This is a genomic window from Kribbella sp. VKM Ac-2568, from assembly GCF_004345365.1.
GTDB classification, from domain to species: domain Bacteria; phylum Actinomycetota; class Actinomycetes; order Propionibacteriales; family Kribbellaceae; genus Kribbella; species Kribbella orskensis.
The window spans coordinates 20037-38351 of sequence record NZ_SLVF01000014.1; the positions used below are offsets into that span (position 1 = coordinate 20037).

General features: G+C 68.2%; 16 protein-coding genes. All 16 read left to right on the plus strand.

What is annotated here, in order from left to right:
* Positions 1-153 precede the first annotated feature (153 nt).
* Complete coding sequence (locus EV648_RS33610) at positions 154-1146, plus strand: universal stress protein (protein WP_132299152.1); 993 nt, start codon at positions 154-156, stop codon at positions 1144-1146.
* On the plus strand, positions 1143-3899 hold the full coding sequence (gene aceE / locus EV648_RS33615; protein ID WP_132299153.1) for a pyruvate dehydrogenase (acetyl-transferring), homodimeric type: 2757 nt from the start codon (positions 1143-1145) through the stop codon (positions 3897-3899). Before EV648_RS33610 ends, aceE begins: the two co-directional genes overlap by 4 nt.
* Positions 3900-3944: 45 nt before the next feature.
* Complete coding sequence (locus EV648_RS33620) at positions 3945-4889, plus strand: NAD(P)-dependent oxidoreductase (RefSeq protein WP_132299154.1); 945 nt, start codon at positions 3945-3947, stop codon at positions 4887-4889.
* A 388-nt stretch (positions 4890-5277) separates the two neighbouring features.
* The gene (locus tag EV648_RS33625; RefSeq protein WP_132299155.1) at positions 5278-5709 is read left to right on the plus strand and encodes a hypothetical protein; all 432 of its coding nucleotides are present in this window, start codon (positions 5278-5280) and stop codon (positions 5707-5709) included.
* A 438-nt stretch (positions 5710-6147) separates the two neighbouring features.
* Positions 6148-6624 (plus strand): hypothetical protein, encoded by a 477-nt coding sequence (locus tag EV648_RS33630; RefSeq protein WP_132299156.1) that lies wholly within the window; start codon positions 6148-6150, stop codon positions 6622-6624.
* A 1-nt stretch (position 6625) separates the two neighbouring features.
* A complete protein-coding gene (locus EV648_RS33635) occupies positions 6626-8410 on the plus strand; it encodes a glycoside hydrolase family 15 protein (RefSeq protein WP_132299157.1) in 1785 nt (594 codons plus the stop codon).
* A 464-nt stretch (positions 8411-8874) separates the two neighbouring features.
* Positions 8875-9543 carry a V-type ATP synthase subunit D gene (locus EV648_RS42840; protein WP_158294139.1) on the plus strand — a complete coding sequence of 223 codons (669 nt, stop codon included), beginning with the start codon at positions 8875-8877 and terminating at the stop codon, positions 9541-9543.
* Entirely contained in the window at positions 9540-9914 is a 375-nt protein-coding gene (locus EV648_RS33645) for a hypothetical protein (RefSeq protein WP_132299159.1), read from the plus strand. Before EV648_RS42840 ends, EV648_RS33645 begins: the two co-directional genes overlap by 4 nt.
* 2 nt (positions 9915-9916) lie before the next feature.
* Positions 9917-11854 carry a V-type ATPase 116kDa subunit family protein gene (locus EV648_RS33650; protein ID WP_132299160.1) on the plus strand — a complete coding sequence of 646 codons (1938 nt, stop codon included), beginning with the start codon at positions 9917-9919 and terminating at the stop codon, positions 11852-11854.
* A 13-nt stretch (positions 11855-11867) separates the two neighbouring features.
* Entirely contained in the window at positions 11868-12092 is a 225-nt protein-coding gene (locus EV648_RS33655; protein ID WP_132194926.1) for an ATPase, read from the plus strand.
* Positions 12092-12655: a V-type ATP synthase subunit E gene (locus EV648_RS33660; RefSeq protein WP_132299161.1), complete on the plus strand. Its 564-nt coding sequence runs from the start codon at positions 12092-12094 to the stop codon at positions 12653-12655. The genes EV648_RS33655 and EV648_RS33660 overlap by 1 nt, the downstream gene beginning before the upstream one ends.
* On the plus strand, positions 12652-13659 hold the full coding sequence (locus EV648_RS33665) for a V-type ATPase subunit (protein WP_132299162.1): 1008 nt from the start codon (positions 12652-12654) through the stop codon (positions 13657-13659). Before EV648_RS33660 ends, EV648_RS33665 begins: the two co-directional genes overlap by 4 nt.
* 29 nt (positions 13660-13688) lie before the next feature.
* Positions 13689-14030, plus strand: coding sequence for a V-type ATP synthase subunit F (locus tag EV648_RS33670; protein ID WP_158294140.1), 342 nt, complete (start codon positions 13689-13691; stop codon positions 14028-14030).
* Positions 14027-15826, plus strand: coding sequence for a V-type ATP synthase subunit A (locus tag EV648_RS33675; protein WP_132299164.1), 1800 nt, complete (start codon positions 14027-14029; stop codon positions 15824-15826). Before EV648_RS33670 ends, EV648_RS33675 begins: the two co-directional genes overlap by 4 nt.
* Positions 15823-17244, plus strand: coding sequence for a V-type ATP synthase subunit B (locus EV648_RS33680; protein WP_255512884.1), 1422 nt, complete (start codon positions 15823-15825; stop codon positions 17242-17244). The genes EV648_RS33675 and EV648_RS33680 overlap by 4 nt, the downstream gene beginning before the upstream one ends.
* Positions 17244-18278 (plus strand): TerC/Alx family metal homeostasis membrane protein, encoded by a 1035-nt coding sequence (locus tag EV648_RS33685; protein WP_132299165.1) that lies wholly within the window; start codon positions 17244-17246, stop codon positions 18276-18278. Before EV648_RS33680 ends, EV648_RS33685 begins: the two co-directional genes overlap by 1 nt.
* The last annotated feature ends 37 nt before the right edge of the window (positions 18279-18315 follow it).

An 18315-nucleotide genomic window follows, 5' to 3' on the forward strand; every position in this document is an offset into this window, starting at 1 on the left:
GTGTGTGCAGTGTGGATCCCCAGTAGAGCATCGTTGCCGGGCGTCGGCCATCAGGCCAGTCACAGGTTCGCCGATCGTGGCAGTACCTGGAGTGCCGGCGGAAGGGCACATTCGAAACCGCAGAGCATCCAGAGCTGGAGCGGAGCGGCCCACATGACGAAAACGTATGCAGTGAGTAACTGCGGCCGTCCGCCGGTCGTGGTCGGTGTCGACGGGTCGATCTCTGCCCAGGCCGCCCTTGCCTGGGCCGCCGCGGAGGCATGGTCTCGGCGTTGTCCACTCCGCATCATTCACACCTTCAGCTGGCCGATGGTCCGCAACGCACTCGACATGACATTGGCCGGGGACATGAACAACGCGTTCCAGCCAGCAGCTGAATGGGTGCTGGCCGAAGCGGAGGCGCACGCCCGCCATGTGGCCCCCGGTCTCAGAGTCAGCGCCGAGCTGTTCGTCGCCGGGGCTGCGCCGACGTTGCTGAGCCAAGCTCAGGGTGCCGCGCTGGTGGTTGTGGGCAGCCGGGGCCTGGGCGGCTTCCGCGGTCTGCTGGTGGGGTCGGTGAGCGCCGCGGTGGCCGCGCATGCTCCGTGCCCAGTCATCGTCGTCCATCCGCACCGCGATGGCACGGCGTTCCCAACTGTTCCAACCGGCCGGGTCGTGGTCGGCGTCGATGGATCGGAGGTCTCGACCGCGGCGGTCCGGTTCGCCTTTCAGGAGGCGGCCCGTCGCCGCGTCGGAGTCATCGCGGTCCATGCCGCGACGGCGACCCGACGGCACCCATCGCTCGCCGTTCCCGCGGACATCGTCGAGCAGGTCGAGCAGCAACTGTTCGCCGAGTCGATGGAGAGCAAGCGGGTGCTCTTCCCCGGCATCGATCTGGAGGTGAAGCTCGTGCACTCCCATCCGGCACAAGCTCTGATCGATGAATCCGACGGCGCCGAACTGGTCGTGATCGGTTCGCATGGGCGCGGTGGCTTCACCGGCATGCTGCTGGGTTCAGTCAGTCAGGCCGTGCTGCATCACGCCGCCTGCCCGGTAGCCATCGTCCACCCCCACCGGACCAAATCCATCAAACCCCTGCCTGCGCGCCGGCCCAGCCTCCAGATCGCGGCACCAAACCGCCTCGCAGAGCTGAAGGAGCGGTCATGACGTCCGCGCCGCAAGACTTGCCGGAGAGCCTTGGGTTGAACAGCCAGCTCCTCGACCTGGATCCCTCAGAGACCCAGGAATGGCTGGAATCGCTGGACCAGGTGGTCGATCACGCCGGACGGAACCGGGCGCGGTACCTGATGCTCAGCGTGCTGCAGCGAGCCCGCGACCGGCGCGTCGGAGTATCGAATCTGCGCAGCACCGACTACCTCAACACGATCGCCCCTGACGCCGAGCCCGACTTCCCCGGCGACGAGTACGTCGAGCGGCGGATCCGGGCCTACAACCGCTGGAACGCGGCCGTCATGGTGCACCGGGCACAGCGGCCCGGCATCGGCGTCGGTGGGCACATCTCCACCTACGCGTCCGCCGCAGCCCTGTACGAGGTCGGGTTCAACCACTTCTTCCGCGGTCACAACGCACCCGGCGGCGGCGACCAGATCTACTTCCAGGGCCACGCCTCCCCTGGCATCTACGCGCGGGCGTTCCTGGAAGGGCGGCTCACTAGCGGACAGCTCGACGGGTTCCGCCAGGAGCTGTCCCACGCCGGACCCGGCAGCGGGTTGCCGTCGTATCCGCACCCGCGGCTGATGCCGGACTTCTGGGAGTTCCCGACCGTTTCGATGGGGCTGGGGGCAATCAACGCGATCTATCAGGCCCGCTTCAACCGCTACCTGCACGACCGAGGTCTCAAGAACACCAGTGGCCAGCGGGTGTGGGCGTTCCTCGGTGACGGCGAGATGGACGAGCCGGAGTCCCTCGGCGCGATCGGTGTCGCGGCCCGCGAGGAGCTGGACAATCTCACCTTCGTCGTCAACTGCAACCTGCAACGTCTCGACGGCCCGGTCCGTGGCAACGGCAAGATCATCCAGGAACTGGAGTCGTACTTCCGCGGCGCCGGCTGGAACGTCATCAAGGTGATCTGGGGACGGGAGTGGGATCCGCTGCTCGCCGCCGACACCGACGGCGCACTGCTGAACCTGATGAACACGACCCCGGACGGAGACTTCCAGACCTTCAAGGCCGAGTCCGGTGCGTTCGTCCGAGAGCACTTCTTCGGCCGCGACCCCCGCACCGCCGCCATGGTTGAGCATCTGTCGGACAGCGAGATCTGGAATCTCAAACGCGGTGGGCATGATTACCGCAAGCTGTACGCCGCGTATCGGGCGGCCACCGAACACACCGGGCAACCGACGGTGATCCTGGCCAAGACCATCAAGGGATGGACCCTCGGTTCCCATTTCGAGGGCCGCAACTCCACCCACCAGATGAAGAAATTGACCCTCGAGGACCTCAAGGGATTCCGGGACCGACTGTTCCTGGAGATCCCCGACTCGGCGCTCGACGCCGTGAAGCCGCCCTACTTCCGCCCGCCGAAAGACTCGCCCGAACTGCAGTACCTGCATGAGCGTCGCCGCGCCCTTGGCGGCTACCTGCCCTCCCGTAGCGTGCGCAGCAGGCCTCTTCAATTGCCCAGTGAGGCGGCGTACGAGGTCGCTCGTCGCGGCTCCGGCCGGCAGAAGGTCGCCACCACGATGGCATTCGTCCGCCTGCTGAAGGACCTGATGAGAGACCCGCAGATGGGTCACCGGTTCGTTCCGATCATCCCCGACGAAGCCCGCACCTTCGGACTGGATTCGTTGTTCCCGTCCAAGAAGATCTACTCACCACATGGACAGAACTATCTGTCTGTGGATCGGGAACAGATGCTGAGCTACCAAGAAGACACCCACGGCGTTCTCCTGCACGAGGGCATCACCGAGGCGGGCTCAGCGGCGTCCTGGACCGCGGCCGGCACCTCGTACGCCACCCACGGCGAGCCGATGATCCCGCTCTACATCTTCTACTCGATGTTCGGGTTTCAGCGCACCGGCGACCAGCTCTGGGCCGCAGCGGACCAGATGACCCGAGGCTTCCTGCTCGGCGCCACCGCCGGCCGTACCACCCTCAACGGCGAAGGACTGCAGCACCAGGACGGCCACTCGCTGCTGCTGGCATCCACCAACCCGGCTTGCGTGGCCTACGACGCTGCCTACGCATTCGAACTCGGCCACATCACCGCCGACGCACTCCGGCGAATGTATGGCGAACCACGACCCGGCGAAGACCAGAACGTCTTCTACTACCTCACCCTCTACAACGAACCGATCTCGCAACCGGTCGAACCCACCGACGTCGACGTCGACGGCATCCTGGCGGGGATGCACCGCTACTCCCCCGCCGCCGACGGCACCGGGCCGAGGACGCAGATCCTTGCCTCCGGCATCGCCATGCCCTGGGCGCTGGAGGCGCAACGCCTCCTGCAGGCCGACTGGGGGGTCCAGGCCGACGTGTGGTCGGTGACGTCCTGGACCCAACTACGTCGTGATGCGCTCGCAGCCGAAGAGTGGAATCAGTCGCACCCCGACCAGCCTCCCCGAATTCCCTATGTCACGAGGCGGCTGAGTGAAAACGCGGGCCCTGTCCTGGCGGTCTCGGACTGGATGCGCGCGGTGCCTGACCAGATTGCTCCGTTCGTCCGCGGGCCTTGGACGTCGCTGGGCACCGACGGATTCGGCCACTCCGACACCCGCGCTGCACTGCGCCGCCACTTCGGCGTCGACGCGCAGTCAATCGTCGTGCGGACGCTGCAGCAGCTGGCCGACTGCGGCGAGCTGGACGAGTCGGTACCGCGGCTGGCCAGGATGACCCACCCAGCTGGGCAGGAGCACGCAGACCCGACGAACGGCAGCGGCAATGACAAACCACAGTAACGCCGGGTGTGCAACGACGAGACCCGACCCTTTCCAGGAGGAATAATGCGCGTCTTCGTAGCCGGTGCAACCGGCGTCATCGGCCGCCGGTTGTTGCCACTGCTCACCTCCAAGGGCCACGAGGTCATCGGCCTGGCCCGGTCGTACGGCGCCGCCGTCGAGATCGAGACGCTGGGAGCCGTGGTCGCCGAGGCCGACGCGCTGGACTCCGGTGCGCTGAGCCGCGTAGTCAAGGATGCTGCACCCGATGCGGTTGTTCACCTGCTCACCGCGATCCCGGCCAAGATCAATCCGCGAAGGATGAGCCGCGACTTCGCGCAGACCAATCGGCTGCGCACCGAAGGCACCCGCAACCTGCTGTATGCCGCCGAACGGGCCGGCGCCAAACGCATCATCACCGAAGGCCTGGCGTGTATCTACCAGCCGAACAAGTGGGTCCCGGCCACCGAGGTGGCGTCGTGGTGGCGGGATCCGCCCCGGCAGTTCGCCCCGGTGCTCGCCGCCTTGCGGTCGCTTGAAGAGCGCACCAGGCAGGCAGATGGGCTGGTACTGCGGCTGGGACAGCTCTACGGCCACGGCACGATCTATGCGAACGATGGATCCTTCGTCCGTCAGGTACAGTCCGGCAAGATGCCGATCGTCGGCTCCGGTGACGGCACCTTCTCCTTCACCCACGTCGACGACGCCGCCTCGGCCATCGCCGCAGCGCTGCACAGCCACGTGCGCGGCGCGCTCAACATCGTCGATGACGACCCGGCACCGGTCCGCGAGTGGCTGCCCGTCCTGGCCGAACTGCTAGACGCTCCGCCACCGAAGCACGTACCCGTGGCTCTTGCCAGATTGACCGCCGGCGGCTGGGGGGTCGCCTTCATGACCCAGTTGCGCGGCGCCGACAACACCCTCGCCCGGCGCATCCTCGACTGGGCTCCGCGGTACGGCTCATGGCGACAGGGATTCGCCGCGGAGCTGACCCACGCCGCGCATCCCTGAGCTGAGCGGCTACTCAACCACGAAACGTCAAGGTGATGGCCTGGTACGACAACGAATGGGGCTTCACCCACCAGATGATTCGGGAAGCGCGCAGCATCCTCTCCCCGGTGCCGTAGGTTCTCGCCGGGTCCCCGACGTCGCGGTCGCTCCCCTCGCGAGGGAACCCCTTGCAGCCCCGGAATCCGATCATCTCGGCCCCGTGGCCGCCCATGATCACCCTGCGACCCGAGCCGTCGGGAAAGCGTTGGCTCGACCGACGATCCGATGTATCAGCGTGTTGCCGATCATCGGCAACCAGAAGGCTCCAAGTCAGCCGATGAGGGGCGGTGCTAATCCGTGCCCGCGAGACAACCATAGAAGGACATCGACGCTCTAGAAGGAGCAAATCATGAGCACTGAGGGGCGCACCGCCCGCACCACCGGCCGGGAGTCGCTGTCCGACCCGGCGTACCAGGCATTCCTCGTCCTGCGAACAGTCTTCACGGTGGCGCCGATCGTGTTCGGTTTGGACAAGTTCGCGAACCTGCTCACCGACTGGCCGGGCTACCTGGCCCCGTGGATCAACGACATCGTCCCAGGCTCCGGGCAGGACGCGATGTACGTCATCGGGGTCATCGAGATCGTCGCCGGTGTGGCCGTCGCCCTGATTCCGCGCTACGGCGCACTGATCGTCGCGGCCTGGCTTGCGGGCATCATCCTGAACCTGTTGACGCTCTCGGGCTTCTACGACGTCGCGCTGCGCGACTTCGGCCTCCTGGTCGCCGCCCTCGCGCTGGCCCGGCTCGCCACCAAGTACGCGCCGGCACGACACGGCTCCTGACGAGAACAACGAACAGCTCGTGACCCCCGTTGGCGTTGAAGGATCCGCCCACCGACCAGTTGGCCGACGCCCCGCGCCGGGTTGGCTGGCCGGGGCGGCGCGAGACGCCGCGAAAGAGGCCTTCGGCGCACCGCGGCTTCGACGCAGGACCTTGATGCGGCTTCGCCAGGCTGGACCTATTACCAGCTGGACCTATTACCAGAACGGGCGGGATCACAATGACCAGGCGCGTTCGACGACGCGCATCCTTGCGGGTCCATGGAAGGAACCGCATACCTCTGACCGGGAGCTCTGTGTGGCGCCCTGCCCCCTTCATCGGACAAGCGATGGCGCACCGAACTGGTCTGTGCGCGGCGTGCACCTCGCGCCGAACGACACCACCCATGGCTGGCGGAGCCTTCGGTCCCCCCGCAGCCGACGAGCCTGATCAGCGACGTCGTGGACTGGTTCGGATGGGCGGTATTCGGGTTGGTGGCCACTTCCGCGCTGACTGCCGTGATGATCACCGCGCAACTGGCCGGCCTCACCCGGCTGGACCTTCCTCTCGTACTCGGCACCCTGGTCACAGAGGATCCGGATCGCGCCCGGGTCGCAGGGTTCTTCATCCACCTCGTTGTCGGCCAGGTGTTCGCGCTTGGATACGCGACCGTGTTCGCATTGCTGCATCGAGCCACCTGGTGGCTGGGCGGGCTGCTTGGGCTCCTGCATGTCGCGGTTGCGCTGATGGTGTTGCTCCCAGTGCTTCCCGGCCTGCACCCGCGGATGGCCTCACACCGCGCCGGACCCGCGAGCAGGGCCGTGCTTGAGCCGCCGGGTCTGCTCGCCCTCAACTATGGCGTGCAGACTCCAGCGGTAGCCGTCGCCGCCCATCTTGTCTACGGCGTCGTGCTCGGCCTGCTTCTCCAGGTCCGTTGAGATGAAGCCGATCGCCGACTACGGGCTGCTCGGTGACACGCGCACCGCAGCTCTCGTCTCCAGTGACGGCTCACTCGACTGGCTGTGCGTGCCGCGGTTCGACGGTGACCCGATCTTCGGACGACTTGTCGGCGGGCCCGCCGCGGGCAGGTTCCGGTTGGGGCCGGCCACCGCCGCCACAGTTGTCGAGCGCAAGTACCGCCACCACAGCGCGACCCTGGAGACCACCTGGGCCACGCCTGAAGGCAAGTTGACACTGACCGAGGCGATGGTGGCCGAGGTAGCCGGACGCCTGTTGCCTGCGACGATCCTGGTGCGGCGACTGTCCGCCGACGGCGAAGCCGTCGAAGCCATGGTCGAGTTCGACCCTCGCCGCGGTGAGGACCACAGCCGGCCGCGCGTCCGACGCCGCGGCCAGGATCTCGTGTGCGAGTGGGGCGCGCTGGCCACGTCGCTGAGCTGCGATGCCGGGCCAGCTATCGAGCTCGGTCAACCGACGTCGTTCATGGTCACCCCTGATCGGCCCGTCACGTTCGTCCTCACCGTCGCCCACCGGGAACCGCTGATCCACGTTGGGGCCGCCACCGCCTGGGCGCTACTCGCCGAGGACGAGGGCCGGTGGCGCGACTGGACGGCCCGGGTCGACCAGGAGCTGCCATTTCGTGAGGAGGTCATTCGCAGCCTGCTGACGCTGCGCCTGTTGACGTACTCGCCCTCCGGCGCGCCCGTGGCCGCGCCGACCACCTCGCTACCCGAGCAGCACGGCGGAGTGAGGAACTGGGACTACCGCTTTGCCTGGCCCCGGGACGCCAGCATAGGGATCGCGGCGTTCCTCGGTGTCGGCATGGTCGAGGAAGCCCGTGGGTTCCTGTGGTGGCTGTTGCACGCCAGCCGCCTGCAACGTCCCCGCTTGCCGGTTCTCCTCACCCTGGACGGTCGTCAGGCGCCCGCCGAACGTGGCCTCCAAGACTGGCCCGGCTACGCCGGCAGCGTCCCGGTCCGTGTGGGTAACGGTGCCGCTCAACAACACCAACTTGACGGCTACGGGTGGGTGCTCAACGCTGCCTGGACCCTCGTCCGGGCGGGGCATCCGCTCTATTCCGAAACATGGCGCGCGATGCGTGGTTTCGCCGACCTGGTGGCTCGACGGTGGAATGAGCCGGACGCAGGCATCTGGGAGGTCCGTGGGGACCAGGTGCATCACGTGCATTCCAAGCTGATGGCATGGCTGGCGCTTGACCGGGCCCTGCGGATCGCCGAGACGCACCGGCTCTCCGCCCGTCGGCGGCGACGCTGGCAGGCCGCCCGCGAGGCGATCCGCGTCGACGTCAGGCGGCTGGGTTTCGACACCAGTATGGGTAGCTACACCAGAAGCTACGGCTCGCAAGAGCTCGACGCCGCCCTCCTCATCCTGCCCCGGATCGGACTCGAGGAGCGTGGATCACCGCGTGTCCGCGGGACACTGGACGCCATCCGCAGCCAACTTAGTGCCGATGGTCCCCTGCTCTACCGATACCCACCGGGACGTGACGGACTGCCGGGCACCGAAGGCGCCTTCCTACCCTGTTCCTTCTGGCTGGTTGACGCGCTGGCGCTTGACGACCGCCGGCGCGCGGCGTGCGACCTGTTCACGGAACTGCTGGACCGCGCCAGCCCCTTGGGCCTGTACGCCGAGGAGCTGGACCCCAAGACAGGCGAGCAACTCGGCAACTATCCACAGGCGCTGACCCACGCCGCCCTCATCCAGGCCGCTCTCGCGCTCCGAGATCTCCCGCCTGTTTCGTGACGTGCCTGCCCGATACAAGATCCGGGCGCCTTCGCATTCGCGACCTCTTGGTCAGGCGCTGGTGTGGCGGGCAGATGCCGAGCGAAGAGCTGGGGGACGCGCACCCTTTCGGCAGTTCCAAGTGTCTCGCGGGCATTTATCCCTCGCTCCCGCCGGGTTGGCCTTCGGTGGCTGGAGGTCTGGCATCCGCACCACAGGTCGTGGCGGCAACCATTCCGCGGAACCCAACACCATCCAGCCCGGAGCCGAGCAGAGCACCCACGTATCAGGTCCGCACCGCGTCCCAAGGTGACTGTTGCTTCGGGCAACACGAACGTCCGCGTTGTGTCGTCCTGAGGCCGGCTGCACTCATTGCCGGTTCCCGGCAATCCGGGCGATCCGACCTTCGCCGAAGGTGCCAATACCCGACGAAGCGACGCAGCGGCATTGTCAGAGATACCCGATCAAGCATCCGGGAGAGTGCCATGCAATCCCTTATCGCTACCCGAAGTGAGTTGCTCGACCGCCGCCGGCGGGCCGTCTTCGTCGGTCAAGGCCGGGATCTGCTGAAAGACAAGAGAACGGCGCTGGTGCGGGAGTTCCGCCACCACCAAACCGAGCTGCTGGACGGGCTGGAACAGCTGCGCAACCTCGCGGTCCAAGCCCGTCAGCGTCTTGACGAGGCCACCGCGGTCTGCGGACCGGAGGCACTCGCATCGGGTGCCCTGGCCGCCGCGACCGGGATCGGCGCGGATCTGCGATCCCGGACTGTGGCCGGCGTCCACGTGTTCGACCTGCGTCACGATCCGGTACGCCGCAGCCCAGCCACCCGCGGCTGGGCACCCTCCCTGGTATCGGCCCACCTCGACACCGTCGCGTTCGCCTACGAGGAGCAGCTGGAGTGGCTGCTGGACCTGTGTGCGGTTGAGTTGAGCGTGCGTCGGCTGGCCATGGAGATCGGGCGGACCACCAAACAGGTCAATGCCTTGGACAACATCGTGCTCCCCCAGCTGCACGACGAGGCGCGCCGGATCGCGCTGACGCTGGACGAGCGCGAGCGCGAGGAGAACGCCCGGCTCAAGCGAGCCCGCACCCGCCGGGCCTCCCGCGATGCCACAAGTGACGGACCCGAGCGCATCTGGAGCGCCGCATGAGCCGCACGCACGACAGCAGTGAAACAACGGACCGTGCGACGCCGCACGAGTTGGTGCGGGAGCTTGAGAATTCGATCGCCGCCCGGCTGGCCGCGGCGGACCAAGCCCGCGATGAGGTGGCACTAGCTCAAGTGCAGGCGGACCACCTCATCGCCGAGGCCGAGGCGCAGGCGGCGGAGGTGGCGCGGCAGCGAGCGGCCGCGATCGTGTCCGCCGCCCGCGCCGAGGCCGCCCGGTTGACCCAAGCCGGAATCCGCAGCGCGGCCGGCCTGCGCTCGGTCGCCGCACAGCGCCGCGACCAGGACGTCGCCGCCGTCGTTGCCGCGGTCCTGCCGCAGCCGGCCCGCTCATCGCGGGACGAGGCGAGCTGACCATGATTGTTCCGCTCACCCAGCTTGAGGTCGCCGGCCTCCGACCCAGGCTGGACGACGCGCTCGCAGCCCTGCAGGAACTACGGCTAGCCGAAGTCGTCACCATCGTCGATCCCGGCGAGACCCCATCCGATCTGGCCGATCTGATCGTCCGCACCGACGCCGTGCGCGCGTTGGCCGACCAGCCGGCGATCGGCGCTGTGCTGGGTGATGCCGCGCTCCGGACCACCCTGGACCACCTCGAACCCCAGGTGGCGAAGCTGCTGGCCGAGGAAGCGGAGTTACGCGGCGAGGCCGAGGCCCTGCCCCGCTCCATCGAAGCCCTTGACGCGCTACAGCCGCTCGTTCCCGAACTGGGCCGGTTGAACGACCGACAACTGGCCAACCTGGGCCTGGCCAGCGTGGCGCTGGTTCTCGACGACCCGGACCTGCGGATCGTCCCCGAGCTGACTCGGCAACTCTCCGAGCTGCTCGGCCGAGGGCACTTGATGGTCACCTCGGCGGCGACGCCCGGCGGCCCGGTTGGCTGCCTGCTCGTCCTTCGCCGCGCCTACCTGCCTGACGTCAACGCACTGCTCGGCACGGAGCGCATCGTCGAGGTAGGTGTCCCCGCCGCATACGCCGGCAAGTCGCTGCGCGCGACCGTCGAGGCGATGCGGAGGCGACTCGCAGCCTTGCCCGGCGAACGCGACCGCGTGCGCGCCCAGCTGGCCGCCACGATCAAGCCGGTTGCGGGGTCGCTGCACGCCACCATCGTCGCGCTGCGGGCCCGCGCCGAACGCGCGGTCGCGGCCACGCAGGCGGACCTGTCCTCGCGCACGTTCACCCTCAGGCTCTGGGTCCCGGCCAAACAGACCGCACGGGTCGAGCAGGCCCTGGCCGACCGGCTCGGCCCGGCCGTCGCCGTTGAGCGCCTAGACACCCGTGCACGAGCCGTGGACCAACCGGTACTGCTGCGGAACCGGACCAGCTGGCAGCCATTTCAGCAGTTGGTCGGGCTCTTGTCCTGGCCGGCGCGCGGCGATGTGGACCCCACAGGGCTGACGGCGCTGGCACTGCCGATCTTCTTCGGCGTGATGGTCGGCGACGTCGTCTACGGCGCCCTCCTGCTGGGCGCCGGGTGGTGGCTCAGACTGCACTGGCCCAAGCGGAGCACCATCGGTGAAGTAGGCCGGGTGATAGTGCTCGGCGGAGCTTGGACGGTCCTGTTCGGTCTCCTGTACGGCGAAGCGCTCGGCAGCTTGGGCCACAGCATCGGCATGCCGGCGCTCTGGTTCTACCGAGGCGGCCCGACCGCGCTCCAGCCGTTGCTGCTGTTCGCTTTGGCCATCGGCCTCGTCCACGTCGTCTTGGGCTTGCTGCTGGGTGTCTGGACAGCGGCCCGCGAACACCACCATCGGCATCTGGCGTCGAAAGCAGGCACCTTGCTCGTGCTAGCCGGGTTATTCGGGTTGGCCGGTGTCGCCGCCGCGGGATTCCCCGCACAGGTACTGACCCCTGCGGTTGCCGCCCTCGTCGTCGGTGTCGTCGTGGCCTGCGTGTCCCAGGGTGCGCTCGGGTTGCTGCTGGGCCCCCTCGATCTGCTCGGCACCCTCGGCAACGTCTTGTCCTACCTGCGGCTCGCGGCGGTCGGTCTCGCCTCGACCTACCTCGCCGAGGTCGCCAACCAGCTCGGCACCCGGGGACCGCTGCTCCTCGGACTCGTCGTCGCCACCCTGTTCCATGCGCTGAACCTCGCCCTCGCGGCCTTCAGCCCGACGATCCAGGCACTCCGGCTTCACTACGTCGAGTTCTTCGGACAGTTCTACGAAGGCGGCGGCCGACTCTTCGCACCTCTCGGAAGCTCCGTTGCCCGGGGCCCCGAGTCCGAGAGCCTCACTGCGCTACCCTCCCCCGCCCTCACCTCACCCGAGCCGGCCCCGGCAGGGTCACCTGTCTGAAAGGACAAACATCATGGAACTCGGACTCATCGCCCTCGCCGCCGGCCTCGCTGTCGGCCTGTCAGCACTGGCCACCGGCTACGCCCAGGCACGGATCGGGGCCGCAGCCATGGGTGCGGTAGCGGAGAAACCTGAGCTCACCGGCCGCGCGATCCTGCTCGTGGCCATCCCGGAGACGCTGGTCATCCTAGGGTTCGCGGTCGCAGCGATGATCATCTTGCTACTCGGCGGCAAGTGATGGCGCTGCGCGATCTGCTCACCGCACTAGAGGAAGAAGGAGCAGCAGAACACGAGAAGGCCCAACAGAAACGACGCCGACAAGCAGCTCAGCTGCTCGCCGATGCGCACGAGCGGGCCGCCAAGATCCATCAGGACGTCGTGACAGCGGCCGAAGCCGCAAGCTGGCAGGAGGCGGAAAATCTGTTGATCACGGCGCGTTTCGGAGCCCGTCGAGCCGTCCGGACCGCGCGCGACGACGCGTTGGAGGAAGTCCTCAGCCAAGTTCGCGAGCAACTGCTCGCCCTGCCCGGCACCCCGGATGGCCCGACAATGGCCGCCGCCTGCCTGGAGGAAGCCGTCACGGCGATGCCGCAGGCTACGACGGTGCACCTTCACCCGGCCCACGCAGCGACGCTGAGCCCCGAAGCTACGGTCCAAGTGGTCGCGGACCTCGACCACGGCGGCGCCATCGCCGAGGACGACCAGGGCCGCTACGTCGACAACACCTACCTCACTCGGCTCGCGAACACTTGGCCGGAGATCCGGGCCGGACTCAGCCACTCCTGGGAGCACGACGCATGACAGCCCGCGCCGATTTCATCGCCGGCAACACCCGACTCAGGGCGCGGCTGCCTGCCCTACTCCGCCCCGTCGACTACGACCAGCTCGCCGGCGTCTCCCGCGAGGCGGCCGCCGAACGACTCGCCGCTTCGACTTACCGTCCCTACCTGAACCGCGACCAACTAGGCGACCGCCGGCTCCTCGATGCGGTCGGCTGGCGGCTGCGCGACCTGCTGCGCGGAGTACGGGGCCTCTACGCCGGCACCGCCGGCACCGCGGTCGGGGTGCTGCTGGCCCGGCACGACCTGCAAGACACCCTTGCGCTGCTGCGCGGCGCACGTACCGGGCAGCCCGCTGCCGTCCGGCTCGCCGCGGTGATGGGTGTCGGTGCACTCGACCAGCGAACCGCCGCCGACATCGCCGCAGCACCTGACGGCGCGAGCGCGGTCCTGCGGCTGGCGGCACACAGGCTCCCCGACCCGCTGACCGCCCGGGCGCTTCCCGTGGCCTGGGAGCACTACGAGCTGAACGGCGACCCCGACGACTTCGAGACCACCGTCGCGGCGGCCGCGATCGACGGCTGGACCGACCGGCTGGAATGGGTCGGCCGGCCGGCCCACCCCGTCCTGGAGCTGATCCAGGCCGAGTGCGACCGGGCCAATCTGCTCGCCGTACTGCGCGACCCGGCACTGGAGACACCGCGGCTCCTACCCACAGGGCTGTTGTCCGTGGCTGCGTTGCTGGCCGCCCGGCAAGGCGATCCACAGCCCGCTGTGGTCGCTCGCCCGGGCTGGCGGCAACCTCTTGAACGGCACCTCCGCGACGAAGACCTCGCTGCGCTCGAATGGGATCTGGACGCCGCCGTGTGGCGCCAGGGGGTGCGCGGCTTGCGACGCGGCGACCTCCTCGGTGCGGACATCCCCGTCGGCTACGTGCTGGCCGCCGAATGCGAGGCGCGCATCGTCCGGCTCCTGCTCGCCGGCATCGCCCCCACCTACGAGGTCCGCGACCTGCTCGTCCGATGAAGACGACGCCGCCCAGAAAGAACCAGCCCATGACCGATGCACTCGTCGTCGCTACACCCGCAACCGCCACCGGCTTCCGTCTCGGCGGCGCGCGAACCGTCACCGCCGCCAACGCCGACCAGACCATCGCCGCGGTCACCCAAGCGATCGCCGACGGCCAGGCCGCCGTCATCGCCGTCCACGGAGCACTGTGGTCGCTCGTCACAGCACCGATCCGCGCGGCGTGGACCAAACAGGCCTCTCCGCTCATCCTCACCCTCCCCGACGAGGACGGCGACGTCTCCGCCGCCAAGGACGCCGCACTGCGCGACCTGCTGGCCCGCGCAATCGGCTACCAAATCACCTTCACCCCCAGCGGAGGCACGCCATGACCACGACCAGACAACACGGCGGTTCCGCGACCCGGGAACGCTGGGGCGCGGCCAGGCAGGTGACCCCCGACACCGGGCGAACAGCCAGGATCTCCGGCCCGGTGGTCACCGCCACCGACCTGCCCCACACCCGCCTGTTCGACGTGGTGCGGGTCGGCACCGAGGCACTCCTGGGCGAAGTCATCAAGATCGACGGCGACCTGGTGGTGATGCAGGTCTTCGAGGACACCACTGGTCTGCAGGTCGGCGAACCAGTCGAAGCGACCGGCGAACCGCTGTACGCCGAACTGGGGCCCGGGCTGCTCGGCCGCATCCTCGACGGCACTCAGCGGCCGTTGGAGAATCTGAGCACCGACGGCAACCTGTACATCGCCAGAGGCGCCGACCCGCCCCGGCTGGACCGCGACCACCGGTGGGATTTCCGGTCCGCCGTCGAGGTCGGGGACCGCGTCGTGACCGGTGACGTGGTCGGATCCGTCGCCGAGGGACGGGCCATCGAGCACCGGATCCTGGTACCCGCAGGCCTGGCCGGAGTCATCACCGCGATCCGGCCCGGGCCGGCCACCATTCTCGATCCTGTCGTCGACATCGACGGGCACCCGGTGGCGATGATGCGCCGGTGGCCGCTGAGGCGGGCCCGCCCGGTCGCGAACCGGCTGCCACTCACCGTGCCGCTGATCACCGGGCAGCGAGTCCTCGACCTTCTCTTCCCGGTCGCCCGCGGCGGCAGCGCCATCATCCCGGGCGGCTTCGGGACCGGCAAAACCGTGCTGGAACAGGCCCTGGCGAAATTCTCGACCGCCGACATCGTCGTCTACATAGGCTGCGGCGAACGCGGCAACGAACTCACCGAGGTGCTCGAACAGTTCCCCCGACTCACCGATCCGCGCACCGGCGCCCCGCTGATGGAACGCACTGTGTTGATCGCCAACACGTCCAACATGCCGGTCGCCGCCCGCGAAGCCAGCATCTACAGCGGCATCACTATCGCCGAGTACTACCGTGACCAGGGCTACAACGTCGCCATGATGGCCGACTCGACCAGTCGCTGGGGCGAGGCACTGCGTGAGGTGTCGAGCCGGCTGGAGGAGATGCCCGCAGAGGACGGCTACCCCGCCTACCTGGCCACCCGGCTGGCCGGGTTCTACGAACGGGCCGGAGCCGTCCAGTGTCTCGGCACACCGCCGCGCACCGGGTCGGTGACGATCGTCGGCGCCGTCTCACCGGCCGGCGGTGACTTCTCCGAGCCCATCACTCAGAACAGCCTGCGGCTCGCCGGATGCTTCTGGGCGCTCGACACCGCCCTGTCGCGGCAGCGTCACTTTCCCGCCGTGAACTGGCTGCGGAGCTTCTCCCAGTACGGCCTGGACGAATGGTTCGACCGGGAGGTCGGCGCCGACTGGTCGCCGCTGCGCCGCTGGGCGTCAGCAGCCCTGCAGGACGAGGGCGCCTTGCAGGAAGTGGTGTCGCTGCTCGGCGTCGAAGCGTTGGCCGCCGAGCAGCGGATCACTCTGCGCATCGGGCAGGCGTTGCGTGAGGACCTGCTCCAGCAGTCTTCGTTCGACGATCTCGATGCGTCCTGCTCGCCCCAGCGGCTGCTGGCCATGCTGCGCGTCGTCCACGAGGCCGGTGCTGCAATGAGCGCGGCTCTTCAGCGTGGCGTCGCCATCACCGACATCACCGCCGCGAGCGTGCTGGCCGACCTCGGCCGGATGCGCCGCTGGCCCACCGAGAACGTCGACGAATCCGCCACCCTCCTCATCCAGCGGATGGCCGAAGAAATGAGCTCACTGTGATCACCGCCGAGGCCCACGCTTCCCCCTTCACCGTCGGGCACCGCACGGTGACCCGGGTCGCCGGACCACTGATCATCGTGGATGGCATGGACGGCGTCGGCTACGGCGAACTGGTCGAGGTCGAGACCGGCGACGGGCCCGTCCGCGAAGGCCAGGTGCTCGAGCTCGACGGCTCCCTGGCCGTCGTCCAGGTCTTCGGCGGAACCGTCGGCATCGGGCGCCGCGAAACCTCAGTGCTCACCCGCGGCCGCGCCGCCCAGACCGGCGTAGGCGCCGACTACTTCGGACGGGTCCTCGACGGCGCCGGCCGGCCACGCGACGGCGGCCCGCAACCCGTCCCGGACGACTACCGCCACGTCAACGGCCTGCCCCTCAACCCGATCACCCGCGCCCACCCCGACCAGTTCATCGAGACCGGCGTGTCGGCGATCGACGGACTCGTCACGTTGGTCCGCGGCCAGAAACTGCCGATCTTCTCCGGCGCCGGGCTGCCCGCGAACGGTCTCGCCGCAAGGATCGCGGCCCAGGCACGCGTGCCTGGCGACGACACCGAAGTCGTCGTCATCTTCGCCGCCATGGGCGTCACCCGCCGGGAGGCGGAGTTCTTCCGCGCCGAGTTCCTGAAGGGAGGTGCCGCCGCCCGCAGCGTCCTACTGCTCAACCTGGCCGACGACCCCACCATCGAGCGGCTGCTAACACCTCGGGTCGCGTTGACCATGGCCGAATACCTGGCCTTCGAGCAGCACCGCCACGTCCTGGTCGTGATGACCGACATGACCGCCTACTGCGAAGCGCTACGGGAGATCTCCGCCGCACGGGAGGAGATGCCGGGCCGACGCGGCTACCCCGGCTACATGTACACCGACTTGGCTTCACTGTACGAACGGGCCGGTCGAGTCCGCGGTGGCACCGGATCGCTGACTCAGCTGATGATCCTCAGCATGCCCGACGACGACATCACCCACCCGATCCCCGACCTCACCGGCTACATCACCGAGGGCCAGATCGTGTTGTCGCGTGATCTCGATCGGCAAGGCATCGAACCACCGATCGACGTGCTGCCGTCACTGTCACGCCTGATGAACGCAGGCATCGGCGCCGGAAAGACCCGCGACGACCACCGAGGCCTGGCCGACCAGCTGTACTCCTGCTACGCCCGCGGCCGCGAGGTCCGCCGCCTCATGTCCATCGTCGGCGAAAGCGGCCTGCCCCCCGAAGACCGGCGCTACCTCGCCTTCGCCGCCGCGTTCGAGCACACCTACCTCGACCAGGGACCAGAGCGCCGCACCCTGACCGACACACTCGAACTGGGATGGCAACTGCTCTCCCCCTTCCCGGTAGGAGAACTCAAGCGCGTCAGCGCTGAACAGCTCGCGCTCTACCACCACGAGGCCACGGTGACGATGGCCGGCGCCTGATGGATATACCGCACCTCGTCTGGGTACTGACGATCCTCGGGATCATTGCCCTACTGCTGTTCGACTTCTTGTTCCACGTGCGCGCGGCGCACACCCCGACCCTCGGCGAGGCAGCGGTCTGGTCGGCCGTGTATGTGGGTATCGCCGTCTTGTTCGGTGCCGGCGTTTGGCTCTTCGGTGGCGCGGCGCTGGGCGGCGAGTACTTCGCCAGCTACATGACCGAGAAAGCGTTGTCGGTCGACAACCTCTTCGTGTTCCTCATCATCATGGCCAGCTTCAAGGTGCCCGGCCCGGACCAGCAGAAGGCGTTGCTCTTCGGCATCGTCTTCTCTCTCATCGCGCGCACCGCTTTCATCTTCCTGGGGGCCGCGCTTGTCAATTCCTATACCTTCGTGTTCTACATCTTCGGGCTGATCCTGCTCGTCACCGCCGGCCAACTGCTCAAGCCCGGTACTGTGAACGGCCGCTCGGCGAACAACGTCATAGTCCGCCTCGCCAAGCGGATCCTGCGAACCTCTGACACCTACGACCAGGACAGGCTGTTCATTGTCGTCCAGGGTCGCCGGATGATGACTCCGATGCTGCTGGTGATGGTGGCCATCGGCGGCACTGACGTCTTGTTCGCGCTGGACTCCATCCCCGCAATCTTCGGCCTCACCCAGAGCGTGTTCATCGTCTTTACCGCGACCGCGTTCTCCCTGCTGGGGTTGCGGCAGCTGTACTTCCTCATCGACGGACTACTGGACCGTCTCATCTATCTCTCGTACGGACTGGCAGCCATCCTCGGCTTCATCGGCATCAAGCTCATCCTGCACGCACTGCACGAGAACAACCTGCCCTTCCTCAACGATGCCGAGCCACTCGAGGTCGCCGAGATCAGCACCGGCCTGTCGTTGAGCGTGATCGTCGGCGTCCTGATCGCCACCGTCCTCGCCTCGCTGGTCGGCGTCAAAATCCAGGCCACGCATGCGGAGCGCCACGCCGCCGACCCCCGCGGCGAGACGTCCAAGTCCGACCAGGCAGGCCGCGAGTGAACAACCAGCCACACGGGGCGGGGGTCCTGGGCGTCGC